The sequence below is a fragment of the Streptomyces spororaveus genome, from assembly GCF_016755875.1.
GTDB lineage: Bacteria > Actinomycetota > Actinomycetes > Streptomycetales > Streptomycetaceae > Streptomyces > Streptomyces spororaveus.
Genome location: NZ_BNED01000005.1, coordinates 1,781,850 through 1,805,996, shown reverse-complemented (window position 1 = coordinate 1,805,996; position 24,147 = coordinate 1,781,850). Strand labels below are relative to the sequence as shown.

Genomic DNA, 24,147 nt, shown 5'->3' with positions numbered 1-24,147 from the left:
CTCCTAACCGTCGTTCTCGGAGTCGAGGGCGTCCTGGATGATCCGGGTCAGGGTCGGCAGGCTCTCGGCGTTCCAGATGGAGTGGTGCGTCCCGGGGATCGTGTGCTCGCGAAGTCCGGGCATCAGCCGCTTCCACCGCATGTCCTCCGCGACCGACTGATCGGCCATGACGTGTACCGCGGGCCCGTCGTAGCCCCCGGTGACGTCGATGGAGTAGAAGCCCTCCAGGTGGGCCCGGAACACGTCGTACTGGCCTCCCAGCAGGTAGGCGTCGAACTCCTCCGGCAGCAGGCCGGACTCCTCGACAGCCTCGAAGACGACGTCGGGCGCCACGTCCGCGGGCCAGTCGGCGAAGAGCTTCCGGAGTTCGGACGGCGCCTCTTCGAGGCCCATCATGTCCCGGATGAACCTGATCAGGATGTCCCGCTCCGGCGGGAGCGGCATCACCACGGGCAGACCGGAGTCCACCATGATCAGGTTGGCGACCTTCTCGCCGGCCGCCGTCAGGCGCTTCGCCATCTCGTGGGCCAGCAGACCGCCCAGCGACCAGCCCATCAGCCGGTACTCGCCGCTGGGCCGGAACGCGCGCAGGATCTCGGTGTACTCGTCGGCCAGGGCCGGCAACGACCGCACCGGGGTGCGGTCGTTGTCGAACCCGGGCGCCTCGAACCCGTACACCGGCCGGCCCTCGTCGAGCAGCCGGGACAGGCCCGCGTACGAGTACGCGGAGCCCGAGACGGCGTGCACGCAGAACAGGGGCGTTCGGTCGCCCTCGGTCCGCAGGGGGACGATGCGGTCGAGATCAGGCACGGGCCTTCGCCTCGATCAGCTCGTCGACGACGGCGGAGATCGCGCTGACCGTGGCGTTGCCGTAGAGCAGGCGCACGCTGACGCGGATCTTGAGGCTCTTGTTGATCCGGCTCACCACCCGCAGGGCCTGGAGCGAGTTGCCGCCGATGTCGAAGAAGCTGTCGTCCGCACCGACCTGCGACAGCGCCAGCACGTCGGCGAAGGCACTGGCGACCGCGATCTCGGTCGGGGTCCGGGGAGCGGTGAACTCGCGGTCGCCGTCCTCGTCCACCGGCTCCGGAAGCGCGTTCCGGTTGATCTTCCAGCCGTCGTTGTTCATGGGGAACTTGTCGAGCGGCACCCACGCCGTCGGCACCATGTAGTCCGGCAGCGACTCGGCCAGGTGCTTGCGCAGCTCGTCGATCTCCGGCGCCTGCTCCACCGAGGTGAAGTAGCCCACGAGCCGGTTCTCACCGCGCCGGTCCGGACGCATCAGGACCACGGCGCGCAGGATCGCGGGGTGCGACTGCAGCGCGGTCTCGATCTCGCCCAGTTCCACGCGCAGGCCGCGCAGCTTGACCTGGTTGTCCATGCGGCCGAGGAACTCGATCTGGCCGGCCTCGGTCCAGCGCACGAGGTCACCGCTGCGGTAGACCTTGCTGCTCGGGTCGAAGGGGTCCTCGATGAACTTGGCCGCGGTCATCTCCGGCTGGTTCAGGTAGCCGCGGGCCAGCCCGCCCTCCTGGCCGCCGATCAGGAGCTCGCCGTAGACGCCCTTGGGCACCAGGTTGTTCTGCGGGTCGACAACGTAGACCTGCCGGTTCAGCTGGGGACGGCCGATCGGCGGCGGCGTCGTCCACTCGATCTGCTCGACGTGGTACTCGGTCTGCCCGATGGCGCACTCCGTCGGGCCGTACAGGTTGAGGTACTTACGGCCGGGCAGGTTCCACTTGTTGACCAGCTCGGGAGGGAGCACCTCGGCGCCGCCCATGACGTACTTCAGGTCCGGGTAGGGCTCGGGGTCCATCACCGACTGCATCGCGGGCGGCAGGCCCGCGTAGGTCACCTTCTGGTCGCGCAGCAGCGCCGTCAGCGCCTCCGGGGACTGGGCGTCCTCCGGCGACACCGCCACCACCCGCGCGCCGACCAGGAAAGCCGTCCAGATCTCGCCCTGCGACATGTCGAAGTTCAGGGCGGGCAGCTGGAGCAGCCGGTCCTGGGGGCCGAAGTCGAAGGTGCGGCGGTACGCCTCGCAGAAGAACGAGACCGCCCGGTGCGCGATCATCACGCCCTTGGGCGTGCCGGTGGAACCGGAGGTGTAGAGGACGTAGGCGAGGGACTCACGGGTCGCCCACTCCTCCAGCGGCTCGTCCGCGGGGAGGGCCTCGATCGCGGCCCAGTCCGTGTCGATCAGCACCCGCGCCCAGCCCGAGGACTCCGGCAGCCGGTCGGCCAGCGTGGACCGGGTCAGCACCACCGGCGCGGCGGTGTCGCGGATCATGTAGTCCAGGCGCGCGGCGGGCAGCTTCGGGTCCATCATCGCGAAGGCGCCACCCGCCTTCAGGATGCCCACCATCGCCACGTACGCGTCCACGTCACGGTCGATCACCGTGGCGACGACCTCGCCGTGCTTCAGGCCCAGGCCGCGCAGGTGGCGGGCCAGCCGGTCGGCCCGCCGGTCGAGTTCACCGTAGGTGATCTCGACACCGCGGCAGACCACGGCCACCGCGTCCGGGGTGGACTGCGCGATCTTCGCGAAGCCGACGTGCAGCGCGTCCTCCGCATACTCGGCAGGCTCGCCCTTGCCGAGCGCGAAGACCTCGTCCCGCTCGGCGTCCGTCAGCAGCGGCAGCTGGGAGACCCGCAGCGAGGAGTCCTTCACCGCGGCCGTCAGCACCGTCTCGACGTGGTCGAGCAGGGCCCGGACGCGCCACTCGTCGAAGAGGTCCTTGGAGTACTCGACGACCGCCTTGAGGGTGTCACCGGACTCGACGAAGTCGATCGCCATGTCGAAGCGGGAGGCGGCGCCGGGCGGGCTGATGGCCTCGCTCGTGACGCCTTCGAAGGCGACGCTGCCGCCGGAGTTGGCGGCGCCGAGCAGCTGCATGGACACCTGGAACAGCGGGTTGCGGCCGGCCACCCGCTCGGGCTGCACCCTCTCGACGATCAGGTGGAACGGGACCTCCTGGTGCTCGTAGAGGTCCAGGTTCGCATCGAGGGTCCGTGCCAGCAGGTCGGCGAAGGTGGGGTCGCCCGACACGTCGGAACGCAGCACCACCATGTTGACGAAGAGGCCGACGACCTCCTCCAGCTCGACCTCCGTGCGGCTGAGCATCGGCACGCCGACCGGGATGTCCTCCTGGCCCGTGTAGCGGCTCAGCACCACGTTGAGGGCCGCCGCCAGGACCATGTACAGCGAGACGCCGTGCTCGGTGGCGAGCACCCGGGCCTGCTGCAGCAGTTCCGTCGGGTACTGCCCGACCACGATGCCGCCGCCGCGGCTGGCCGTCGCGGGCCGGGGCCGGTCGGTCGGGAACTCCAGGGTGGGCAGGTCGGCCAGCTTCTCGGCCCAGAACTCGAGCTCTTCCTTCAGCGTCTGGCCCTGCATGTAGGCGCGCTGCTCGCTGGCGACGTCCAGGTACTTGGAGCCGGGGCCCTCGAACTCGGGCTCGCGGCCGGCCAGCAGGGCGTCGTACGCGGTCGTGAGTTCGGCGTTGACCACGCCGGAGGACCAGCCGTCCGTCGCGATGTGGTGCAGGTTCTGGACGAAGACGTGGTCGTCCTCGCCCAGCTTCAGCAGGCTGTACCGGTAGAGGGGGCCCTGCTGGAGGTCGAAGGACTGGCCGGAGAGCTCGCGCAGGGCTTCCTCGATGGCGACGTCCTGGGCCTGCTGGTCCAGTCCGGTCCGGTCGATGACGGGCAGCTCCACCTCGGAAGGATCGGCCGCCACCTGGTAGGGGGTGCCGCCCTCGTCGGCGTGGATCGTCACGCGCATGGCCTCGTGCCGAGCCACCACCAGCGTGAGGCTGCGGCGGAGCAGGTCGATCCGCAGCGGGCCGCGCAGGCGGGAGGCGAGAAGGATGTTGTAGGCCGTCACACCGGGAGTCAGCTGGTCGAGGAACCAGAGCTGCTCCTGGCCGAAGGAGAGCGGCGCCCGGCGGCGGGCTTCGATGGACGTGGTCATGAGTGTGACTCTCTGTTCGATGGGATAACAAACGACGGCAGCACTTGCGGAGGCCGTGCCCCCGTTTCGGGGCACGGCACCGCAAGTGCTCGTCGTGAACGGGGAGAGCGTCAGCTCTTCCGGCGGGTGACGAAGGTGTCGTTGATGACGTAGCCGTCGAGGCCGTGCTCCTCGCCGTACTGCAGGAGGTCGCTGGTGGCGTTGATGAATCCGCGGCCGTTGAAGTTCAGCGAGGTGTTGCACAGGACGCTGAACCCGGTGATGTCGCGGAAGGCCTCCAGCAGCGTGGCGATGCCGGGGTTCCGCTCGTGGGTGACCGTCTGGGTACGGGCCGAGCCGTCGAAGTGCGTGACGGCCTTCAGCTCCTCGGTGGTCACCCGGTTGAAGAACAGCATGTACGGGTCGTGGACCGAGCCGACGAACCACTTGTCCGCGTCCGACTCCAGCGCGATCGGCGCGATCGGGCGGTAGCCCTCACGCCCCTTGATCGCGTTCAGCCGCACGGTGGTCTCCTCCGTGAACGGCGCGGCCAGGATGGAGCGGTTGCCGAGGGCGCGCGGGCCCATCTCGTAGCGGCCGCGGGCCCAGCCGATGATGTTGCCCTGCTCGAGGAAGCGGGCGACCTCGGAGGCGACCAGCGGGCGCGTCTCGTACTTCGCGGGGTCGGGCTGGATGTCCTCCAGGAACTCCTCGCCGGCGTAGACGTCCCAGTCGATGGTGGCCTGGCCGGTGTAGAACCGCTGGGCGTCGATGGCGGTGCCGAGCGCGGCGCCGCTGTCGTTCGGGCACGGCGGCACGAAGACCGACTCGAACAGGCCGCTCTGGCGGAACTGGGCGTTCCAGTTGCAGTTGAGGGCGCAGCCGCCGGAGATCTGCAGCGGCAGCCCCTCGGTCATGTGCTTGGCGGCGTAGCTGTAGAACCGGTCGAAGATCGCGTTCGAGTGCTTCGCCGCGGCGTTCCGGTACTCCTGCGACTCGACACCCGCGTTGTAGAGGTGCGACCAGGTCATCTCGTCCTTGGAGACACCGAGCACGATGCCGTCCTGCTTCAGGATGAAGTCGATCGTCTCCTGCTCGGCCTTGGTCATCGGCGTGTCTTCGGCGAAGGCCGTCAGCGCCATCTGCTTGCCCGCGTGGCTGTAGTTGAAGAAGCCCTTGCCCGCCGGGTGGTTGGGGTCCGCCAGCGAGAACAGGTAGGCGTACTTGTTGCCGGGGTCGGTCATCACGTGCTTGAGGTGGGTGACCTCACCCGACTCGTCGATGCGGTAGAAGTCGCCGATGCTGCCTTCCCACACCAGGGAGTAGTGCGCCTTGCCGTGGGCGGCCGGGGCCATGCCGTAGGCGGTCATGATGTGCGAGCGCTCGTGGGTCGAGGAGAATATCCGGACGTCCTTGCCGAACCACTTGCCGGCCTCGTCCGTGACGGAACCCTCGCCGACACCGAAGTAACCGGCCCGCAGCTTCGGCTCGACCGAGTGCTTGCCCTTGACCCAGCCGCTCAGCGAGATCACATCGGGCTGGCGGTCCAGCATCCCGGCGGCCCGGGTGATCACCTCGGCGGTCAGACGGTCGTATCGCGGGAAGCTGTCCTTCTCCGCCTCCAGCGCGAAGAGAAGCTTGCCGTCCTCGATGGCGACGACTCCGCCGTCATGGCCCTCTTTGAAACCCAGGATCAACATGTGCGGTAGAACCTTTCCTTAAAGGGATTGCGAGTTACTGGCAGGCAGGTCGCTGCCGGGAGAGCCGTTGGAACGTCCGGTGCCGAGCACGGGCCCGAGGACACGGTCGAGGTCGGTCAGAGCACGGGACCAGACGCCTGGTGACGGCACGTAGTGGTTGTAGTAGCTGGCCCCCTCGGCGGGGGGCCCGAAGACGGCGACCGCCCGGGGGCCGTCAGGACCCTCGGCCTGGACGACGAAGCCGTCCCGGTCCAGACGCAGCGCGCCGTCGGGGCCGGGGGCGGCCCAGTCGCGCAGCGAGCAGGCGATCGGGTCCAGTTCGGGGTCGATGACCGGCCAGTCCATGTTGGCCTTGATCACCAGGTCGGCCGCGATGCGGTGCGGCTCGTCCAGCGCCGTCGAGGTGAGCACCCAGCCGTCCCCGTCCCGGGACAGCTCCGCCCTCGGCCCGGGGCCGGGCACGACCACGCCCGCGGCCATGAGCCGGAGCAGCTCGTCGATGCGCTCCTTCTGCGGGCCGATCACCGTGCGGTTGACCAGCGGGACGTATTCGCTCATGAAGTAGCGGTGCGACTCCTCCGTCAGACCCGGCGGGTCCACGGCCGCCCGCAGCCCGTCGCGGTGGTCGCGGAGGATCTCCAGGCCCTCCTTCACCGCGCTCGTGCCGAGTCCGCGTTCCGCCTCCCGCAGGTCTGCCGACGCCCGCTCCACCAGCTCGGCCACGTACTGCTCGTAGCTCGGCGAGGTTTCCCGGGTCGGCCGGAGGATCCGCTCGACGGTGGCGGTCTCCTCGGGAGTGGCCGAATCCATCCGCCCGAGGGCTTCACGCAGGATCAGCGGCTCGATGTCCCGCCGGAAGTCCAGCCGGCCGTCCTCGGTGCCCTCGCGGAGTTCCGCGACGGCGGCCTGGGTGAGGAACGCGGCCGGAGCGGCGCGACGTTCCCTCGTGGTGGCCGGCCGGCCACAGGGCAGCCAGCCCGTCCGGTTCGCCAGGACGATACGCGGCTCGCGGCCCGAGGGCTGGTATCCGTCCTCGGTGAACTCCCCGCCGCGCCCCACGGTCAGCGCCGCGATCACGTCCATGGCGGTCAGTCCGGTGCCGAGCAGGGCGACGGTGGCGTCGTCCGCGATCGCGTCCACCTGGTCGGGCAGCGGGTACGGCATGGCGATGAAGCCGTCCGCCGTGACCGGCGGGCCCGCCGCGATCCCGTGTCCCGTCGTGACGACGGCCAGGTCGACGCGGTGCTCCGCCCCGTCCGCGAGCGTCACCGTGGCGCCGTCGGAGTCCTGCCGGACGGAGGACGCGACGGCCCGCAGATGGCGTACGGTCAGCCGGTCCGAGCCCGAGGCCCGGTCGAGCAACTCGCCCGCGGCCCACTGGAGGTACTCGCCGAGCAGCCGGCGCGGCAGGAAGTCGTCGAACTCGACGGCGCCGTGCCGCTGCCCGCACCACTCGAAGAAGTCGGGCCCGGTGGTCACCGGAGCGCCCGGGGTCATCCGCGCGTCCGAGAAGATGGTCAGCTGCGAGGCGATCGTGTTGAGCAGCAGGTAGTCCGGCTGCTTGGCCTCGTGTATCCCGACACCCAGCTCACCGGGTTCGATCAGCAGCAGTTCGACGGGGGAGCCGTCGAGCGCGGTGTGGCTGATGACCCGCTCCAGCGCCGAGAGCCCGCGCGGGCCGACGCCGATCACCGCTATCCGTACCGGGCTCACCAGCGGCTCGTCTCTCCGAAGAAGTCCGGGATCTCCACCGTCAGACCCTTCTCGCGGGCCGCGTCGAGCACGTACTGACCGACCGCGAGGTCCAGGACACCGAGGCCGAACGGGGAGAAGACCAGGCCGCGGTTGGCCTGCGGCTGGTTCCGGCCACGGAGTACGTCCGCGAGCGTGCCGCTCACGAAGTCCCGTCCGCCGGAGGCCTGTTCGGCCAGGTGCGGGGAGGTGTTGGCCTTCATGCAGTGCTCGACGTCGTCGAAGTAGTTCGACGCGGCGAGGATCACCTCGGGCTGGAAGTCGCGCAGGGAGATGTTGAGCGCCACCTGGCCCGGGCGGAGCAGCTGCCCGATGTACGGGGTGCCGGCGGTCGTCGTGGTGATCACCGTCTGGGCGGTCAGCGCCTCGCTCAGTCCGCCGATGGCCTTCGCCTTGAGCCCGAGCTCCTCGGACGCGAAACGGGCCAGGTTCTGCGCCGATTCCGCGTGCAGGTCGAAGACCTCGAGGGACTCCAGCGGATAGTTGGTGGCCACCAGGTAGCGGAGGATCGTTCGGGCGATGACGCCGGCGCCGATGAAGGAGACCCGGCCGTCCGGGGTCACCCACCGGGAGAACGCCCGGGCCGCCACCGCGGCGGAGGCCGCGGTCCGGACCGCACTGACGGTGGCTGCTTCGAGAAGCGCCTTCGGGTAGCCGGTGGCGTAGTCGTTCAGGATCAGGGCCGCCGAGGCGCGCGGGATGCCGTCGGCGACGTTCCCGGGGAAGCTGGAGATCCACTTGATCCCGACGGCGTGGTCCTCGGCCAGTTCGATCGAGGCGGGCAGGGCGATGATCCGCGCGTCCGGTTTCTCGGGAAAGCGCAGGAAATAACTGTCGGGGTTGACCGTCTGGCCCGCGTCGTGACGCAGATAGGCGTCCTCGACCAGGTCGACGACCTGGGCCGCGGAGGTGTCGAGGATGTCCTTGACGACCTTGCCGGGCACCACATCAAACGAGAACATCGAGTTCCTCCTCGGGTAGCCGCTCATCGGTGAGGGGAGCCTTGTCCAGGCCCCGCTCGGCCACCCACGTGTCGTCGTATACGGAGTTCAGGTAGCGCTCACCCAGGTCCGGGGAGATCGCGACCACGGTCGCGTCCGGCGGGATCCCGGGTGCCAGGCGGCGGATGCCCGCCAGGACCGTCCCGGTCGAGCCGCCCGTGAGCAGCCCGGAGCTCCTGGCCAGCCAGCGGCATTCGCGCACCGTCTCCCACTCGGGGATCAGCAGGACCTCGTCGGGCGCCTGGCTGTCGAGGATCGGCGGACGCTGGCTGGTGCCGAGCCCCGGGATGTGCCGGGGGCCCGAGGTGGGCTGGAAATTGACCGAGCCGGCGGTGTCGACCGCGATGATCCGGGTCTGCGGGCTGCGTCGGCGGAAGTAGTCGATGCAGCCCATCAGCGTGCCGCCGGTGCCCACCCCCAGGAAGAGGTAGTCGACCTCCCCGAACTCCCTGAGCACCGAGGGCGCGGTGGCCTGTTCGTGTGCCGTGGGGTTGGTCGGATTCTCGTACTGGTTCAGCCAGTAGACATTCGGGTCCTCGGCCTGCAGCTGCTGGATGTAGGAAATCCTGGAGCCCAGATAACCACCGTTGTCGTCGCGCTCGGTGATGACCACGACCTCCGCCCCGAGGGCACGCATGATGGCCACGGCCGTCGCGTTGGAATTCGGGTCGGTCACCAGGGTGAGCCGGTAGTTCTTCGCCGCACAGATGACGGCGAGGGAGATTCCCAGATTTCCGGAGGTGGACTCGATGAGCCGGAGGCCCGCCAGATCCGCGCCCGAGTTCTCCGCGGAGTGGATGAGCCCCCGGGCGGTCTTCATCTTGACCGAACCGCCCGGGTTGAATCCCTCGACCTTCAAGTAGAGCCGGTTCAGGTCTCCGAGCCCAGAGACCCGGAGATATACGTCATCCAGAATAAGGTCATGGACATGCTCAGCAATCAACTTCATTCCCGAAGCGAGTAGGGATGGTGCCTCAGCGGTGCCCGCGGCCGCGCGCCTGTAGCTCCTGCAGTGAGCTCACCTCGAATTCGACCCGGTTTCTGGCCCGGATGGCTCTGACCATGGCCAGGAGTCCGGAGCCGGTCGTCACGTAGGGCACGGAGTACTGAGCCGCCGCCGTGCGGATCTCCCGGTCGATGCGGCGGTCCGCGCCGTGCGCCGCGAGGCTGATGACGAGGTGGGTCTCGTGCTCGCGCATCCATCCGACGGCCAGGTGCACGGACTCGTCCCCGACCACCTCGTCGGGCACGAACCCGGTGCCCTTCAGCAGCTCCGCGGTCTCGGCCTCCGCGACGATCTCGAAGCCGTAGCCCCGCAGCGTCCGCAGGGAGGGGATGACCCGCGACAGGTGTCCGGTGGCGCAGGAGACGTACACCCGGCCCGAGATCGGCGGTGCGAAGCCCGCTGCCAGCTGTGCCTTCGCGAAGGCCACGTCGAAGCCCGAGCCGATGCCCATGACCTCACCGGTGGACTTCATCTCCGGTCCCAGCAGGCAGTCCATGCCCTCGCCGCCGTGCGTACGGAAGCGGTGGAAGGGCAGGACGACGTCCTTGACCGCGACGTGCGAGCCGGCCCGCTGGCTCCCCCCGTCGCCGGAGGCCGGCAGGATTCCCTCCCCGCGGAGTTCGGCGACGGTGGCGCCGAGCATGATCCGCGCACCGGCCTTGGCCAGCGAGACCCCGGTCGCCTTGGAGACGAACGGCACCGTGCGGCTGGCTCTGGGGTTGGCCTCCAGGACGTAGAAGGTCCCGTCCTTCAGCGCGAACTGGATGTTCAGCAGACCCCGTACGCCCAGCCCGGCCGCGATCGCCTCGGTGTGGGCGCGTACCGTCGCGATGTCGGCCCGCCCCAGGGTGAGGGGCGGCAGCGCACAGGCCGAGTCGCCGGAGTGGACACCGGCCTCCTCTATGTGCTCCATCACGCCGCCGAGGAAGACCTCGTGCCCGTCGAACAGGGCGTCCACGTCGATCTCGATCGCGTCCACCAGGAACTCGTCGATCAGCACCGGCCGTTCGGCCGACACCTCGGTGGCGTTCCTGATGTAGGAGGCCAGCGACTCCTCGTCGTGGACGATCTCCATCCCGCGCCCGCCGAGCACGTACGAGGGACGCACCATCACCGGATATCCGATCCGGTCCGCGACGCTCCTGGCCTCGTCGAAGGAGACGGCGACGCCGTTGCGCGGCGCGGCCAGCCCGGCGGCGTCCAGCACCTCGGAGAAGGCACCGCGGTCCTCGGCCAGGTGGATCGCCTCGGGCGAGGTGCCCGCGATCGGCAGCCCCGCTTCCGCCAGCCTCCGGGCGAGCTTGAGCGGCGTCTGGCCGCCCAGCTGCACGATGACCCCGGCCACCTCTCCGGTCTCGCACTCGGCCAGGTAGACCTCGAGGATGTCCTCGAAGGTCAGCGGCTCGAAGTACAGCCGGTCGGAGGTGTCGTAGTCGGTGGAGACGGTCTCCGGGTTGCAGTTGACCATGATCGTCTCGTAGCCCACCGACCGCAGGCTCAGCGCCGCGTGGACGCACGAGTAGTCGAACTCGATGCCCTGCCCGATCCGGTTCGGACCCGAGCCGATGATGAGCACCTTCGGGAGCCGCTCACCACGCGGGAGCACCTCCGACTCCGCCGCCGGGTCGGACTCGTAGGCGGAGTAGTGGTACGGGGTGGTCGCGGCGAACTCGGCGGCGCAGGTGTCGACGGTCTTGTAGACCGGCCGCACGCCCCATCGGTGACGCAGCGCGCGAACGCCGTCCTCGCCGCCCAGCTCGGGCCGGAGCGCGGCGATCTGGACGTCGGAGAACCCCATCCGCTTGAACCGGCGCAGCAGGGCCGCGTCCACCGTCCCTGCGTTCAGCAGCTCCTCGCGCAGCTCGACCAGGGCAAGGACCTGGTCGACGAACCACGGGTCGATCCCCGAGGCGTCGTGCACCTGCGCGACCGTGGCACCGAGGCGCAGCGCCCGCTCGACGGTGTACAGCCGTCCGTCGTGCGGGGTCCGCAGCGCCTCAAGGGCGGCGGCGGCCGCCTCGGCCGGATCGGCACTCCCGTCGCCCGCGGCATCCGGCGTGGTCCAGAAGCCGGCCGCGCTGGACTCCATCGACCGGAGCGCCTTGCCCAGGGCCTCGGCGAAGTTGCGGCCGATCGCCATTCCCTCGCCGACGGACTTCATCGTGGTGGTGAGCGTCGCGTCGGCGACGGGGAACTTCTCGAACGCGAACCGCGGGATCTTGACGACCACGTAGTCCAGGGTCGGCTCGAAACTGGCCGGAGTCTCACCGGTGATGTCGTTGGTGATCTCGTCCAGCGTGTAGCCGATCGCCAGCTTCGCGGCGATCTTGGCGATCGGGAAGCCGGTCGCCTTCGAGGCCAGCGCGGAGGATCTCGACACCCGCGGGTTCATCTCGATGACCACGAGCCGGCCGGTCCCGGGATGCACGGCGAACTGGATGTTGCAGCCGCCGGTGTCGACGCCGACCGCCCGCAGCACGTCGATGCCCACGTTGCGCATGTGCTGGTACTCGCGGTCGGTGAGGGTCATCGCCGGTGCCACCGTGACCGAGTCGCCGGTGTGCACGCCCATCGGGTCGATGTTCTCGATCGAGCAGACCACCACGACGTTGTCGTTGCGGTCCCGCATGAGTTCGAGCTCGTACTCCTTCCAGCCGAGCACGCTCTCCTCGACCAGCACCTCGCCCAGCGGGCTCTGATCCAGTCCGGCCCCGGCCAGGGACTCCAGCTCCTGCAGGGTGTGCGCCATTCCGGAGCCCAGCCCGCCCATGGTGTAGGAGGGCCGGATCACCACGGGCAGACCCAGGTCCTCGACCGTGGCCCGTACTTCGTCCATCGTCCGGCAGACGGCGCTGCGCGGGGTCTCGGCCCCGACCGAGGCGACGATGTCCTTGAACCGCTGCCGGTCCTCACCGCGGCCGATCGCCTCGATGTCGGCACCGATCAGCTCGACGCCGTACTTGTCCAGTACGTTCCGGTCGTGCAGCTCGACGACGCAGTTGAGCGCGGTCTGCCCGCCCAGAGTCGCGAGGATCGCGTCCGGGCGCTCCTGCGCGATGATCTTCTCTACGAATTCCGGTGTGATCGGCTCGATGTAGGTGGCATCCGCGAATTCCGGGTCGGTCATGATCGTCGCCGGGTTGGAGTTCACCAGGCTGACCCTGATTCCCTCTTCGCGCAGTACCCGGCATGCCTGGGTACCCGAGTAGTCGAACTCGCATGCCTGGCCGATCACGATCGGCCCGGAGCCGATCACCAGCACGTGTTTGAGGTCCGTACGCCTCGGCATCAGCGGTCCCCGCTCATCAGGGTGGTGAACTCGTCGAAGAGGGCGGCGGCGTCGTGCGGACCGGCCGCGGCCTCCGGGTGGTACTGGACCGAGAAGGCGGGGACGTCCAGGCAGCGCAGACCTTCCACGGCACCGTCGTTGGGGCAGTGGTGGGACACCAGCGCCCGGCCGAAGGGCGTGTCGAAGCGCTCCCCGGCTTCCCCCTCCACGGCGAACCCGTGGTTCTGCGAGGTGATCGACACCCGGCCGTCGACCGAGTCGATCACCGGGATGTTGATGCCTCGGTGCCCGTACCGCAGCTTGTACGTCTCCCGGCCCAGAGCCCGTCCGAGGATCTGGTTCCCGAAGCAGATGCCGAAGAGCGGGATACGCCGCTCCAGCACCGCGCGGGTCAGGGCGACCGCCTCCGTCATCGCGGACGGATCACCCGGGCCGTTGGACAGGAACACACCGTCCGGCTCGGTCTCCAGGATCTGGTCCAGCGAGCTGGACGCGGGCAGGACGTGCGTCTCGATCCCGCGGTCGGCCAGCATGCGCAGGGTGTTCGCCTTCACCCCGAGGTCCAGCGCCGCCACGCGGAACCGGCGGGTCCCGACGGCCGGACGGACGTAGGGCTGTGCGGTACTGACCCGGGCCGCCAGATTGGCGCCGGCCATCGGCGGAGCGGTCAGCACCTGCTCCGTCATGGCATCCGGGTCGGTCAGCGCGTCTCCCGAGAACACCCCGGCGCGCATCACTCCGCTCTCGCGGATGTGACGGGTCAGGGACCTGGTGTCGACCTCGGCGATCCCGACGACACCCTGCTGCACCAGCTCGTCCGAGAGCTCCCGCCGCGACCGCCAGTTGGAGGCGGTCCGGGAGGGATCGCGCACCACATAGCCGGCCACCTGGATCCGGCCCGATTCACTGTCCTCGTCGTTCCACCCCGTGTTCCCGATCTGCGGGGAGGTCTGTACCACGATCTGACCGTGATAAGAAGGATCGGTCAGCGTTTCCTGATATCCCGTCATTCCAGTCTGGAAGACGACTTCCCCGAGCGAACGTCCAAGGGCCCCGAATTCCCTGCCCCAGAATAATTTGCCATTCTCCAGAACCAGTGCAGCCCGTGGTGCGGACACACTCATCCTTCCCCCTCCCAGCCGTTAACGGTATTAGCTCCAGCCGTGCTGGAGGGGCCTGCTAGTGGATGCGGCCGGAGTCCGAGCCGACGCTGTTCCAGCCGACATCGTTGGCCGGCTGGTGGACACCCGGAGCAGGAGCGGCCGATGCGTGCGCGGCGGTCGTGCCGGCAGCCACCGCCGTCGCGGCGAAGGTTGCCGCCAGCAGGGCGAAAAGTGGCCGGGCAGCGGTGCCACCGCGGCGGGATCCGGAACTGTAGCGGCTCATGACAATCCTGCCTTCGTAAAGGGTCGGCCGACGGGGCCGGGACCGTGAGGTTATGAACGTCCTTGGTGGTGCGACATGGATGCATGTGGCGCGTTTCAGCGGCGCCCGCTCCCGTTGGGGGGCGGCGCCGCGGCCCGATCGGTCTCCTGGGCAGCGGTCGTCTTCACGGAGGGCCGTGCCGGGCTCCTCTCCGGTGCCGCGGCGTCGTCGGCCTGCGGAGCCTTCCGGCCCCGAGGCTGCTGCCGACCCGCGTCGTAAGGACCGTCTGCGCACGGGGCCTCGAACCTCGCGCAGGGCTAAGACGGACAGGCGTGGCTGGCGTGGCCACAGAGAACGACATCACATGGCGTCATATGGGTCATTTGGTCAGATCACCCATTTCAAGCCACGATCCAAAAAATCCATCAGAACTTTCCCCACAGATGTATCCGGCCAGTGCGTCGCCGTCTTGGCTCCATCTGTTAGCGAGTGTCCAGCACGTCACAGGCCGGGGGAAAGATCCACGATGGTTCAGGTAGCCGCATTGCTAGAATTGGAGGCATCTCGCTTGGCACACTTCAGGCGGCGATGAGCTGCCCTTGCGTTGTACGGACCCTGGGGGGGATGACCGTTGATGACGAGCAGGTCAGAGAGTGTTGGTACCGGTGTTGAGGCGAGTGTGTCCCGGGGCGGGACCACGCACGCCGCGGACGAAGGGTCGACGGAACGGGACAGCCTGCGAGGCATCGCGGAGACGCTCGCCGAACTGTCGCGCCGGGTCCAGAATCAGGCCAACCGCGACGACCGAGACGACCGGGTCGTATACGACTTACACCCACGGCCCGAGGCCGGCCCGGGCGTAGTGCACTTGCACGGGTTGCCTGCGATCAACGCGGCCATAGGCGCCAGCCTGGCCGGCGCCCGATCCGAGATCCTGACGGCGCAGCCGGACGGGCCCCGCCCGAAGCAGGTCCTGGACGCGGCCCTGGAGTCGGTCCGTTGCCAGGTCGGCAACGGCATCAGCATGCGGACGATCTATCAGCACTCGGCCCGCTTCGACGAGGCGACCAAGTCCTACGTCCGTGCCGTCATGGGATACGGAGTCAAGGTCCGGACCCTGACCGAGTTCTTCGACCGGCTGATCATCATCGACGGTTCCACGGCCTTCATCGCGGCCAACGCCGAGCGCACGGTCGCCGCCGCGATCACGGAACCCTCCGTGCTGCGCTTCCTCATCGACGTCTTCGAGCGCTCCTGGGATCGTGCGGCGCCCTTCCCCTTCGTCCCCAACTACGCCGCACAGGCGGCGTCCGAAGTGATGACGCCGATCCGGGCGACCATCCGGCAACTGCTCGCGGAGGGGCACTCGGACAAGGTGATCGCGCGTCGCCTGGGCATCAGCGAGCGCTCGCTCCAGGCGCACATCGCCCACATCAAGGAGCACCTCGGGGCGAAGAACCGCACCCACCTCGGTTATCTCCTGTGCCATACCGAGGCTTTTCCGACCTACTGACGTGGCAGGCCGTCCGTGCCCCCGCGACGGCTCCGGCCGCCTCCCCGACCGGGGAGGCGGCCGGAGCCGTCGCGGGGCGAGGACCTCAGGCCTTCCTGCGGAAGCCCAGGCCGAAGCCCACCAGGGCCGCCGCCGCGAGGACGATCACCGCGTCGACCGTCAGCACCGTCCGCACCCCGTCGAAGAGCGAGGCCCGGGTGGTGGCCAGCACACCGAGCAGCGGGATGCCGATCGTGATGCCGACCTGCTGGGTGGTCGTGACCAGGCCGGTCGCCAGACCCTGCTGCTCGTCGGGCACACCGCTCGTCACCACGACCCCGTACGAGATGATCGCGCCGAGGTGGCACATGCTGGCCAGCGAGACGGCCACCGTCGCGAGCAGGGCACCCGACTGCGCGCCCACGCCGAGCAGCGCGAGGCCCAGCAGGCCCTGGCCGAGCAGTGAGCCGACCAGCGTGCGGCGGGCGCCGAAGCGGCCGATGACCTTCGGGGCGTACGACCCGGCGACGACGGAGGCGAGGCCCTGGACGCCGAAGACCAGGCCCGTCAGGAAGGACGACAGCTCCAGCGTCTCCTGGAGGTAGAGCGTCAGCACGAACACGACCGTCGACATCATCGAGAACGTCACCAGACCGCCGACGTTGCCCCAGGCGACCGTGCGCCGCTTCAGCATCGGCAGCGAGACCAGCGGGGCCGGGGACTTCGACTCCACCACGACGAACGCGGCGAGCAGCACCAGCCCGAGCACCAGCGTGCCCCGGACGTCCGCGTCGCCGAAGCCGCGCCCGGCCGCCGTCGACAGGGCGTAGATCAGCGCGAGCAGACCGACGGTGACCGTGACGGCCCCGGGCACGTCCAGCCGCGGGCGCTGCGCGGTGCGCGACTCCGGCAGCAGCCCCGGCGCCATGACCAGCACGATCACCGAAGCCACCGCGAGCAGCCCCATCGTGGACCGCCAGCCCAGGGTGTCGGTCATGACACCGCCGAGCACCATGCCGACCGTGAAGCCGAGCGACAGCAGGGTGCCGGAGATGCCGAGCGCCCTGTCACGCAGCGGGCCCTCGGGGAAGGTCGTCGTCAGCAGGGACATACCGGTGGGCACGATGACCGCCGCGCCCAGGCCCTGCAGGGCGCGCCCGGTCAGGAAGGAGGCCGGATCCCAGGCGAGGGTCGCGAGCAGGGAGGCCGCGCCGAAGAGCGCGAGACCGGTGAGGAAGAGCTTCTTGCGGCCGTACAGGTCGGCGATCCGGCCGAAGAGGAGCAGGAAGCCGCCGGACGGCAGGGCGAAGGCGGTGATGGCCCACTGGAGGGCGGACCGGCCGAGGCCCAGGTCCTCGCCGAGCACCGGCAGGGCCACGTTCAGTACGGAGAAGTCGAGCGCCACCATGAACTGGGCGGCGCAGAGCACGAAGAGAACCAGTCGGGCCCGGCCGGAGAGCCGGTCGTTCTCCATCGAGGGGGCCGCCGTGTGCGGCCCGGTGGTCGTTGTCTGTGTGTCGATCGCCATGGCCACCACCCTCGTGGCCCGGGAATGTCCGTGCAGAGTGGGAACTTATCCTGTTGGCGGCACCACCAGGCAGCCGGACAGGGGGACTCAGTGGCCACACCGACCGCGGAACACAGGCGGCCCGAACTGCGCGAGTTCCTGATGAGCAGACGGGCCAGGATCACCCCGGCCGAGGCCGGCCTGCCGGACGGCGGCGCCCGCCGGCGCACCCCGGGACTGCGCCGCGAGGAGGTGGCCGTGCTCGCCGGGGTGGGGGTCTCCTGGTACCAGTGGCTGGAACAGGGCCGCGCCATCACGGTGTCCGGGCAGGTCCTGGACGCCGTGGGCCGGGTGCTGAAGCTGACCAGCGCCGAGCGCCGGCACCTGTACGTGCTCGCCGGGCTGAACCCGCCCGCCCTCGAGGTGGCCCCGGGCGAACGGGGCAACTGCGACGGCCTGAGGCGGCTCATCGAGGCCTGGATGCCCTTCCCCGCGCACATCATGGACCGGTACTGGAACACCGTGATGTACAACGACGCGGCCTCGCTGGTCTTCGGGATGCGCCCCGAGATCGTGCAGAACTGCCTGATCGCCTTCTTCACCGACCCCATCTACCGCTCCCGTTCCCCGCAATGGGCGCAGATCGCCCGCCTGGTGGTGGCCCAGTTCCGGGCGGCCTGCTCGGAGAGCCCGCACGACGAGGGCTTCCGGGCCGTGATCGAGGAGCTGCGGGAACTCAGCCCGGAGTTCACCGGACTGTGGGAGCGCGGGGACGTACTGCCCGGGGGACAGCTGGAGAAGGAGATCGAGCACCCGCTCACCGGAACGCTGTACGTGGAGGCCACGCAGCTGCGCGTGCCGGCCCGCCCCGATCTGGCGATCGTGCTCCACACGCCGCTGCCGGGCACCGGCACGGCCGAGAAGCTGGAGTGGCTGACCTCGCCGGAGGGCCGGCGCGGATCGATGTTCCCGGTGGCCGGCTGAGTCCCGGGCGACCGCGGCCCCGGGCGACCGCGCCCCCGGCGACCGCGGCCCCCGGCGACCGCGGCCCCTGCGGCCCCTGCGGCCCCCGGGGCCGGTTCACCCGGTGGTCACCGGGTGTCCGGACGCCGGTACGGGATTGGCGGTGGGGTTTGTCGGTCGGGCGTGCTTTGCTGGAGGCATGATCGATGAGTTCCTGGCCCATGGCCTGTCCGATGTGGAAGAGGCCGTCCGCAAGGCGGCGGCGATCGAGATCATGCCGAGATTCAGGCAGCTCGCCGAGCACGAGGTCGACGAGAAGAACGGCCCCCACGACCTGGTGACCGTGGCCGACCGCAAGGCCGAGGAACACCTCACGGCCGCCCTGAAGCGGCTGCTGCCCGGCTCCGCGGTGGTCGGCGAGGAGGCCGTGCACGCCGACCCCGGGGTGTACGCGGCGCTGCGCGCGGACGCCCCGGTGTGGATCGTCGACCCCGTCGACGGCACCCGCCAGTTCGTGAACGGCGACCCCGCTTTCTGCACCCTGGTCGCCCTGGCCGTGCGCGGGGAGATCCTCGCCTCCTGGACCTTCGCCCCGGCCCTCGAGGAGCTGGCGACCGCCGTGCGCGGGCAGGGCGCATACGTCAACGGCGAGCGCATCCAGAGCGGTTCGCCCGTTCCGGGCGCCGCGCTGCGGGTCGCCATCGCCCATCCGCTCTACACGAGTGACGAGAACAAGCGGACGCTGGCCCGGCTGGACGTCCCCGGGGTCGCGGCCCGCCCCTGCGGCTCGGCGGGCCTGGAGTACCTGAAGGTGGCCCGCGGCGAGATGGACGGCCTGGCCTTCACCTGGCCCTCGGCCTGGGACCACGCGGCCGGCCTGCTGCTGGTCGCCGAGGCCGGCGGCACGCAGAGCACGGTCGACGGGGTCCCCTTCCGGGTGGACCGCGACAATGCGCTGCCGTTCGCGGTCGGGCGTGACGAGGCCACCACCGTACGCATCCGGGAGCTGCTCCGGGGCGCCTGACCGGCTCCGGGACGGTCCGGTCGGGTCCGGTCCGGTCAGCGCGGTCCGGGTGGCGGAATATCCTGGGGGCGCAGGCGCCGCCGGAGACGAAGGAGTCGCAAGTGCCGTCGATTCTCGATGTGGTCGTGGTGGGGGCGGGGCCGAACGGGCTGACGGCCGCCGTCGAACTGGCCCGGCGCGGCTTCTCGGTGGCCGTCTTCGAAGCCGCCGACACCGTCGGCGGCGGTGCCCGGACCGAGGAGCTCACCCTCCCCGGCTTCCGGCACGACCCCTGCTCCGCGGTGCACCCGCTCGGCGCCGGCTCGCCGGTCTTCGCCACGATGCCGCTCAAGCGGTACGGGCTGGAGTGGCTGCACGCCCCGCTGCCCATGGCGCACCCCTTCGACGACGGCACGGCCGCGGTCCTGTCCCGCTCGGTCGCGGAGACGGCGGCGTCCTTCGGGCCGCGCGACGCGGGCGCCTACCGGCGTCTGGTCGGGCCGTTCCTCGGCAAATGGGACACCCTGGCCCGGGACTTCATGTCCCTGCCGAGCACCGCGCTGCCCCGGGACCCACTCACGCTCGCCCGCTTCGGGCTCGCCGGACTGCCGCCCTCCACCTGGCTGCTGAGCCGCTTCCGCGACGAACGGGCCCGCGCGCTGTTCGCGGGCCTCGTGGCCCACGTCATCGCCCCGCTCGACGGGATCGCCACCAGCGCCGTGGGCCTGGTCTTCGCGCTGGCCGCGCACGCGAACGGCTGGCCGATGCCGCGCGGCGGCTCCCAGTCCGTCTCCGACGCCCTCGCCGCATACCTGCGCGACCTCGGCGGGACCATCCACACCGGCTTCGAGGTCAAGCGGCTCGACGACCTCCCGCCCGCCCGCACCTACGTCTTCGACACCTCGCCGACCGCCCTGGCCCGCATCGCCCGCCTGGGGCGCGCCTACGACGGCTACCGGTACGGCGCCTCCGTGTTCAAGCTCGACTACGCGCTGGACGGCCCGGTCCCGTGGACGGCCGAGGCGCCGCGCCGGGCCGGCACCGTCCAGATCGGCCCGCGCGCCCGCGACATCGACGCCGCCCTGCAGCTCGCCTCCGGCGGCCGGGCCCCGCGCGCGCCCTTCCTCATCACCGCGCAGCCCAGCCTGGTCGACCCCGGCCGGGCGCCCGAGGGCAAGCACGTGTTCTGGGCGTACGGGCACGTCCCCGCGGGCTGGGACGGCGATCTCACCGAGGCCGTCGAATCCCAACTGGAGCGCTTCGCCCCGGGCTTCCGCGACCTGGTCCTCGCCCGCGCCACGGCCGGCCCGCCCCAGCTCGCCGCCCGCAACCCCAACTACGTCGGCGGCGACATCGCCTGCGGGGCCGCCTCGGGCCTCCAGCTCCTGCTGCGCCCCAAGCTCTCCCTCACCCCGTACACGACGGCCCACCCGGCGGTCTTCCTGTGCTCCTCGGCCACCCCGCCCGGCCCGGGCGTGCACGGCATGTCCGGGCATAACGCGGCCAAGGCGGTCTGGCGCCACCTGCGAAAGGGCTCCTGATGGTCCGTATCACCCTGGTCCTCGGCGACATCACCGCGGAGAAGGCCGACGCCATCGTCAACGCGGCGAACTCCTCGCTGCTCGGAGGCGGCGGGGTCGACGGAGCCATCCACCGGCGCGGCGGGCCGGAGATCCTCGCGGCCTGTGAGGACCTGCGGCGTTCGCACTACGGCAAGGGGCTGGCCACGGGCCGGGCCGTCGCCACCACGGCCGGGCGGCTCGCCGCCGGGCACGTCATCCACACGGTGGGCCCGGTCTGGTCGCGCGAGGAGGACCGGTCGGCGCTGCTGGCCTCCTGCTACAGCGAGTCACTGCGGATCGCCGACGAGCTGGGGGCCCGGACGGTCGCGTTCCCGGCGATCTCCACCGGCATCTACGGCTGGCCGATGGACGACGGGGCGCGCATCGCGGTGGAGACGGTGCGAGGTGCCCGTACCGAGGTCCGGGAAGTGCGGTTCGTGCTCTTCGACGCGCCCGCGTACGAGGCCTTCGAGGCGGCGCTGACGGCCGGCCCCTGAGCCGCGCCCGAGCCGCCGGGCCGTCCGCGGATCCGTCAGCGCGGCGTCCGCCCGGCCGCGCCCGGGGCGGGCCGCGGGTAGGTCCGGGACTGCTTGACGCTGCCGAAGGCGAAGCTCGATTCGATCGAGGCGATCCCGGGGATGGCGTGGATCCGGTGGCGCACCAGGGATTCGTAGGCCTCCAGGTCCTCGATCACGACCCGGAGCAGGTAGTCGCTGCTGCCCGCCATCAGATAGCAGTCCTGGATGTGCTCGATGACCGCGACGTGCTCCTCGAACAGCCGCACCGCCTCCGCCGTGTGGCGCTCCAGGCGGATCCGGACGAACACGGTGACCGGGAGCCCGAAGGCGACCTGGTCGACCATGGCTGTGTAGCCGCGGATCAGGCCCGCCTCCTCCAGCCGCCGTACCCGGCGCAGGCACGGCGACGGGGACAGCCGCACACGGTCGGCGAGGTCCTGGTTGGACAGGCGCCCGTCGGCCTGCAATTCCCTGATGATCTGCAGATCGACTGCGTCCATGGTCACTCCTTGGCAGATTCTGCCCCAAACGTATGTCCGAGCGGCAGAACTGGCAATCGGCTGCCCCGGCCCACGCACTAGCGTTGCCCCGGCACGGACCGGATCGGTCCGGGTCTCAGAGGCTGGAGCACTTCCTTGGTCGCGACGAACACCTCCCGGGCGACCCTGCCTCCCGATGCGGCGGGCCCGCGGGCCGGACACCCCGGCCGGCGCGGGCTCTCCCCACAGACCGAGGGCATGCTGGCGCTGCTGGTCACCGTGTCGATCTGGGCGGCCTTCGCGCTCAGCGCCCGGGCCCTGAGCGGTTCCTCCCTGCTGCCCGCCGACGCGGCCCTGCTGCGCTTCGGCGTGCCCCTCGTCGTCCTGTTCCCCGCCCTGTGGCGGCGCCGACGTGCCATCGCCGCGGTGCGGCCCGGCCCCGCCGTGAAGATCATCTGCGGTGCCGGGGTGCCGTTCTTCCTCGCCGCGATGCACGGCGGAGCCCTGACGTCCGCCGCCTTCGTCGGCTCCATCGTCCCCGGCATGGTCCCGCTGTTCGTCTCCGTGATCATGATCCGCCGCGGTCACGGCGCCCCTCGCGGCACCCAGGCCGCCGGGCTCGCGCTGATCGCGGCCGGGGTGGCCGCCCTCGTCTGGCGCTACGTCGTGCCCGTCGACACGGACGTACTCGCTGGCGCCGGCACGCTCCTGGTGGCCAGCGGCCTGTGGGCCCTCTACACCGTGGGGCTGCGCGAGGTCGACCTCGACCCCGTCGGGTCGATCGGACTGCTCTGCCTGCCCTCCTTCGCGGTGATCGGAATCATGGTGCTGACCGGGGTGCTCCCCACCGGCATCGCGCACGCCGCGGGCGGCGACATCGCCCTGTTCCTCGTCGTGCAGGGGCTCGGGGTCGGTCTGTGCGCGGGCCTGCTGTACGCCTTCGCCATCCGCCGCCTCGGCGCCGAGCGCAGCGCCGTCTTCGGCAGCCTCAGCCCCGTCGCCGTCGTCCTGCTCGCCGTCCCGCTGCTCGGCGAGACGCCCACCCTCGCCGTCCTCGTCGGCGTCCCCCTGATCACCGCCGGCGTCGTCCTCGCCAACCGCCGCCCCCGACCCGAGGTTCCCGCAGATGCTTGAGCTCCTCCCCACGCCGCCCACCGACCCGCTGTGGGATCTGACCTACGAGTTCGGCAGCGACGAGCGGCCCGAACGCCTGAACCTCGTCCTCGGCGTCTACCGGGACCAGTCGGGCACCACGCCCGTCATGACCGCCGTCCGTGAGGCCGAGATCCGGCTGGCCGAGCGCTCCGACTCCAAGGAATACCGCGGGCTCTCCGGCAACGCCGCCTTCAACCGTTCCCTGCTGGAGCTCGTCCTCGGCCCGGCCGGCCCGGCCGACCGGGCAGCGGCCGTCCAGACCGTCGCGGGCTCCGGAGCTCTGCGGCTGCTGGCCGACCTGATCTGCCGGACCCGCCCGGGCGCCACGGTGTGGATCAGCGATCCGGCCTACGTCAACCACCGCCCCATCCTGGAGGCCGCCGGGCTGCGCGTGCGTCCGTACGGCTGGCGCGACGCCGACGGCGGCTTCGACACGGCCGGCGTGCTGCGGGAGCTCGACGGCGCGCAGCGGGACGACGTGGTCCTGCTCCAGGGCTGCTGCCACAACCCGACGGGCGTGGACCCGCTGCTGGACGACTGGGAGGAGCTCGCCGAGTCGGCCGCCCGCGTCGGCTGGGTGCCCTTCGTCGACCTCGCCTACCACGGGCTCGGCGACGGCCTGGAGGCCGACCTGCTGCCCACGCGGATGCTCGCCGCACGCGTGCCGGAAATGCTGATCGCGGTCAGCTGCTCGAAGAACTTCGGCCTCTACAGCGACCGCGTCGGCTGCGCCATCGTGCTCGGCGCCTCGGACCGGGCCGTCCGGCACGCCGAGACCGCCCTGCAGAACGCCGCCCGGACGCTCTACTCGATGCCGCCCGAGCACGGCGCGGCCGTCGTCACCACGATCCTGGAGGACGAGGGGCTGCGGGCCGCCTGGCGGTCGGAGCTGGAGGTCATGCGGGGCCGGATCATGGACAACCGGGCCGATCTGGTCGCCCACCTGAGCGCGCTCGGCTGCGCCGAACAGGCGGGCTCGCTCGCCCGGCAGAAGGGGATGTTCTCGATGCTGCCGCTGTCCGCGCAGCAGATGCTCCGACTGCGCAGGGAGTACGCCGTCTACGGCACGACCTCGGGGCGGATCAACATCGCGGGCATCCCGGCGCACCGGATCCCCTGCCTCGCCCGGGGCATCGCGGGCGTCCTCGACACGGCCGAAGCCCCCCGCGCGCTCCCGGCGTTCCCGCGGCAGGAGTCCGGATCGGCCGCCGCCGCGCGCGTGGGTGCGTAGGGTGGTCGCGAAGGGGAGTGCAGGCGCCGAGGGCATGACAGTCCCCGGCAGTCCGCCGATTCCATGAGCCATCCGCCGTCGCCGATGGCTCCCCTGGTCGACAGGTGCTGCCGGGGGCCTGGCCAGAGCCTGGACAAGGGTCACGCGGGCCTGAGGACGTCTCCAGAGGGAG

At 70.7% G+C, this 24,147-nt stretch carries 18 protein-coding genes; 7 read left to right on the top strand and 11 right to left on the bottom strand.

The window, feature by feature from the left end:
- Nucleotides 1–3: 3 nt before the first annotated feature.
- The 9 genes from Sspor_RS10900 to Sspor_RS10860 form a co-directional block, all read right to left on the bottom strand.
- Nucleotides 4–810 (bottom strand): thioesterase domain-containing protein, encoded by an 807-nt coding sequence (locus Sspor_RS10900; RefSeq protein WP_202198879.1) that lies wholly within the window; start codon nucleotides 808–810, stop codon nucleotides 4–6.
- Nucleotides 803–3,973, bottom strand: coding sequence for a non-ribosomal peptide synthetase (locus Sspor_RS10895; RefSeq protein ID WP_202198878.1), 3,171 nt, complete (start codon nucleotides 3,971–3,973; stop codon nucleotides 803–805). The genes Sspor_RS10900 and Sspor_RS10895 overlap by 8 nt, the downstream gene beginning before the upstream one ends.
- Before the next feature lie 110 nt (nucleotides 3,974–4,083).
- Nucleotides 4,084–5,652: a carbamoyltransferase C-terminal domain-containing protein gene (locus tag Sspor_RS10890; protein WP_202198877.1), complete on the bottom strand. Its 1,569-nt coding sequence runs from the start codon at nucleotides 5,650–5,652 to the stop codon at nucleotides 4,084–4,086.
- A gap of 18 nt (nucleotides 5,653–5,670) precedes the next feature.
- A complete protein-coding gene (locus tag Sspor_RS10885; RefSeq protein ID WP_202198876.1) occupies nucleotides 5,671–7,365 on the bottom strand; it encodes an FAD/NAD(P)-binding protein in 1,695 nt (564 codons plus the stop codon).
- On the bottom strand, nucleotides 7,362–8,366 hold the full coding sequence (sbnB, locus tag Sspor_RS10880) for a 2,3-diaminopropionate biosynthesis protein SbnB (RefSeq protein WP_202198875.1): 1,005 nt from the start codon (nucleotides 8,364–8,366) through the stop codon (nucleotides 7,362–7,364). Before sbnB ends, Sspor_RS10885 begins: the two co-directional genes overlap by 4 nt.
- The gene (gene sbnA, locus Sspor_RS10875) at nucleotides 8,353–9,354 is read right to left on the bottom strand and encodes a 2,3-diaminopropionate biosynthesis protein SbnA (RefSeq protein WP_202198874.1); all 1,002 of its coding nucleotides are present in this window, start codon (nucleotides 9,352–9,354) and stop codon (nucleotides 8,353–8,355) included. Before sbnA ends, sbnB begins: the two co-directional genes overlap by 14 nt.
- Nucleotides 9,355–9,379: 25 nt before the next feature.
- A complete protein-coding gene (gene carB, locus Sspor_RS10870) occupies nucleotides 9,380–12,700 on the bottom strand; it encodes a carbamoyl-phosphate synthase large subunit (RefSeq protein ID WP_202198873.1) in 3,321 nt (1,106 codons plus the stop codon).
- A complete protein-coding gene (carA, locus tag Sspor_RS10865) occupies nucleotides 12,700–13,824 on the bottom strand; it encodes a glutamine-hydrolyzing carbamoyl-phosphate synthase small subunit (protein WP_202198872.1) in 1,125 nt (374 codons plus the stop codon). Before carA ends, carB begins: the two co-directional genes overlap by 1 nt.
- 55 nt (nucleotides 13,825–13,879) lie before the next feature.
- Nucleotides 13,880–14,086, bottom strand: coding sequence for a hypothetical protein (locus Sspor_RS10860; protein WP_202198871.1), 207 nt, complete (start codon nucleotides 14,084–14,086; stop codon nucleotides 13,880–13,882).
- An 856-nt stretch (nucleotides 14,087–14,942) separates the two neighbouring features.
- Between Sspor_RS10860 and Sspor_RS10855 the strand changes: the two genes are divergently transcribed.
- Nucleotides 14,943–15,578 (top strand): helix-turn-helix transcriptional regulator, encoded by a 636-nt coding sequence (locus Sspor_RS10855; RefSeq protein ID WP_202198870.1) that lies wholly within the window; start codon nucleotides 14,943–14,945, stop codon nucleotides 15,576–15,578.
- A gap of 85 nt (nucleotides 15,579–15,663) precedes the next feature.
- Here Sspor_RS10855 and Sspor_RS10850 read toward each other — a convergent pair whose 3' ends face one another.
- Complete coding sequence (locus Sspor_RS10850) at nucleotides 15,664–17,085, bottom strand: MFS transporter (RefSeq protein ID WP_202198869.1); 1,422 nt, start codon at nucleotides 17,083–17,085, stop codon at nucleotides 15,664–15,666.
- 141 nt (nucleotides 17,086–17,226) lie between these two features.
- On the opposite strand from Sspor_RS10850, the gene Sspor_RS10845 reads away from it, so the two are divergent.
- The 4 genes from Sspor_RS10845 (at nucleotide 17,227) to Sspor_RS10830 (ending at nucleotide 21,089) form a co-directional block, all read left to right on the top strand.
- On the top strand, nucleotides 17,227–18,048 hold the full coding sequence (locus tag Sspor_RS10845) for a helix-turn-helix transcriptional regulator (protein ID WP_237404290.1): 822 nt from the start codon (nucleotides 17,227–17,229) through the stop codon (nucleotides 18,046–18,048).
- Nucleotides 18,049–18,226: 178 nt separating this feature from the next.
- On the top strand, nucleotides 18,227–19,051 hold the full coding sequence (locus tag Sspor_RS10840) for an inositol monophosphatase family protein (RefSeq protein WP_202198867.1): 825 nt from the start codon (nucleotides 18,227–18,229) through the stop codon (nucleotides 19,049–19,051).
- Nucleotides 19,052–19,152: 101 nt separating this feature from the next.
- Nucleotides 19,153–20,571 carry a phytoene desaturase family protein gene (locus tag Sspor_RS10835; RefSeq protein WP_202198866.1) on the top strand — a complete coding sequence of 473 codons (1,419 nt, stop codon included), beginning with the start codon at nucleotides 19,153–19,155 and terminating at the stop codon, nucleotides 20,569–20,571.
- Nucleotides 20,571–21,089 (top strand): O-acetyl-ADP-ribose deacetylase, encoded by a 519-nt coding sequence (locus Sspor_RS10830; protein ID WP_202198865.1) that lies wholly within the window; start codon nucleotides 20,571–20,573, stop codon nucleotides 21,087–21,089. The genes Sspor_RS10835 and Sspor_RS10830 overlap by 1 nt, the downstream gene beginning before the upstream one ends.
- 35 nt (nucleotides 21,090–21,124) lie before the next feature.
- Here Sspor_RS10830 and Sspor_RS10825 read toward each other — a convergent pair whose 3' ends face one another.
- A complete protein-coding gene (locus Sspor_RS10825) occupies nucleotides 21,125–21,610 on the bottom strand; it encodes an Lrp/AsnC family transcriptional regulator (protein ID WP_202198864.1) in 486 nt (161 codons plus the stop codon).
- A gap of 135 nt (nucleotides 21,611–21,745) precedes the next feature.
- Between Sspor_RS10825 and Sspor_RS10820 the strand changes: the two genes are divergently transcribed.
- Entirely contained in the window at nucleotides 21,746–22,723 is a 978-nt protein-coding gene (locus Sspor_RS10820) for a DMT family transporter (protein WP_237403799.1), read from the top strand.
- Nucleotides 22,716–23,975 carry an amino acid aminotransferase gene (locus tag Sspor_RS10815; protein ID WP_202198863.1) on the top strand — a complete coding sequence of 420 codons (1,260 nt, stop codon included), beginning with the start codon at nucleotides 22,716–22,718 and terminating at the stop codon, nucleotides 23,973–23,975. Before Sspor_RS10820 ends, Sspor_RS10815 begins: the two co-directional genes overlap by 8 nt.
- Nucleotides 23,976–24,147: the final 172 nt, after the last annotated feature.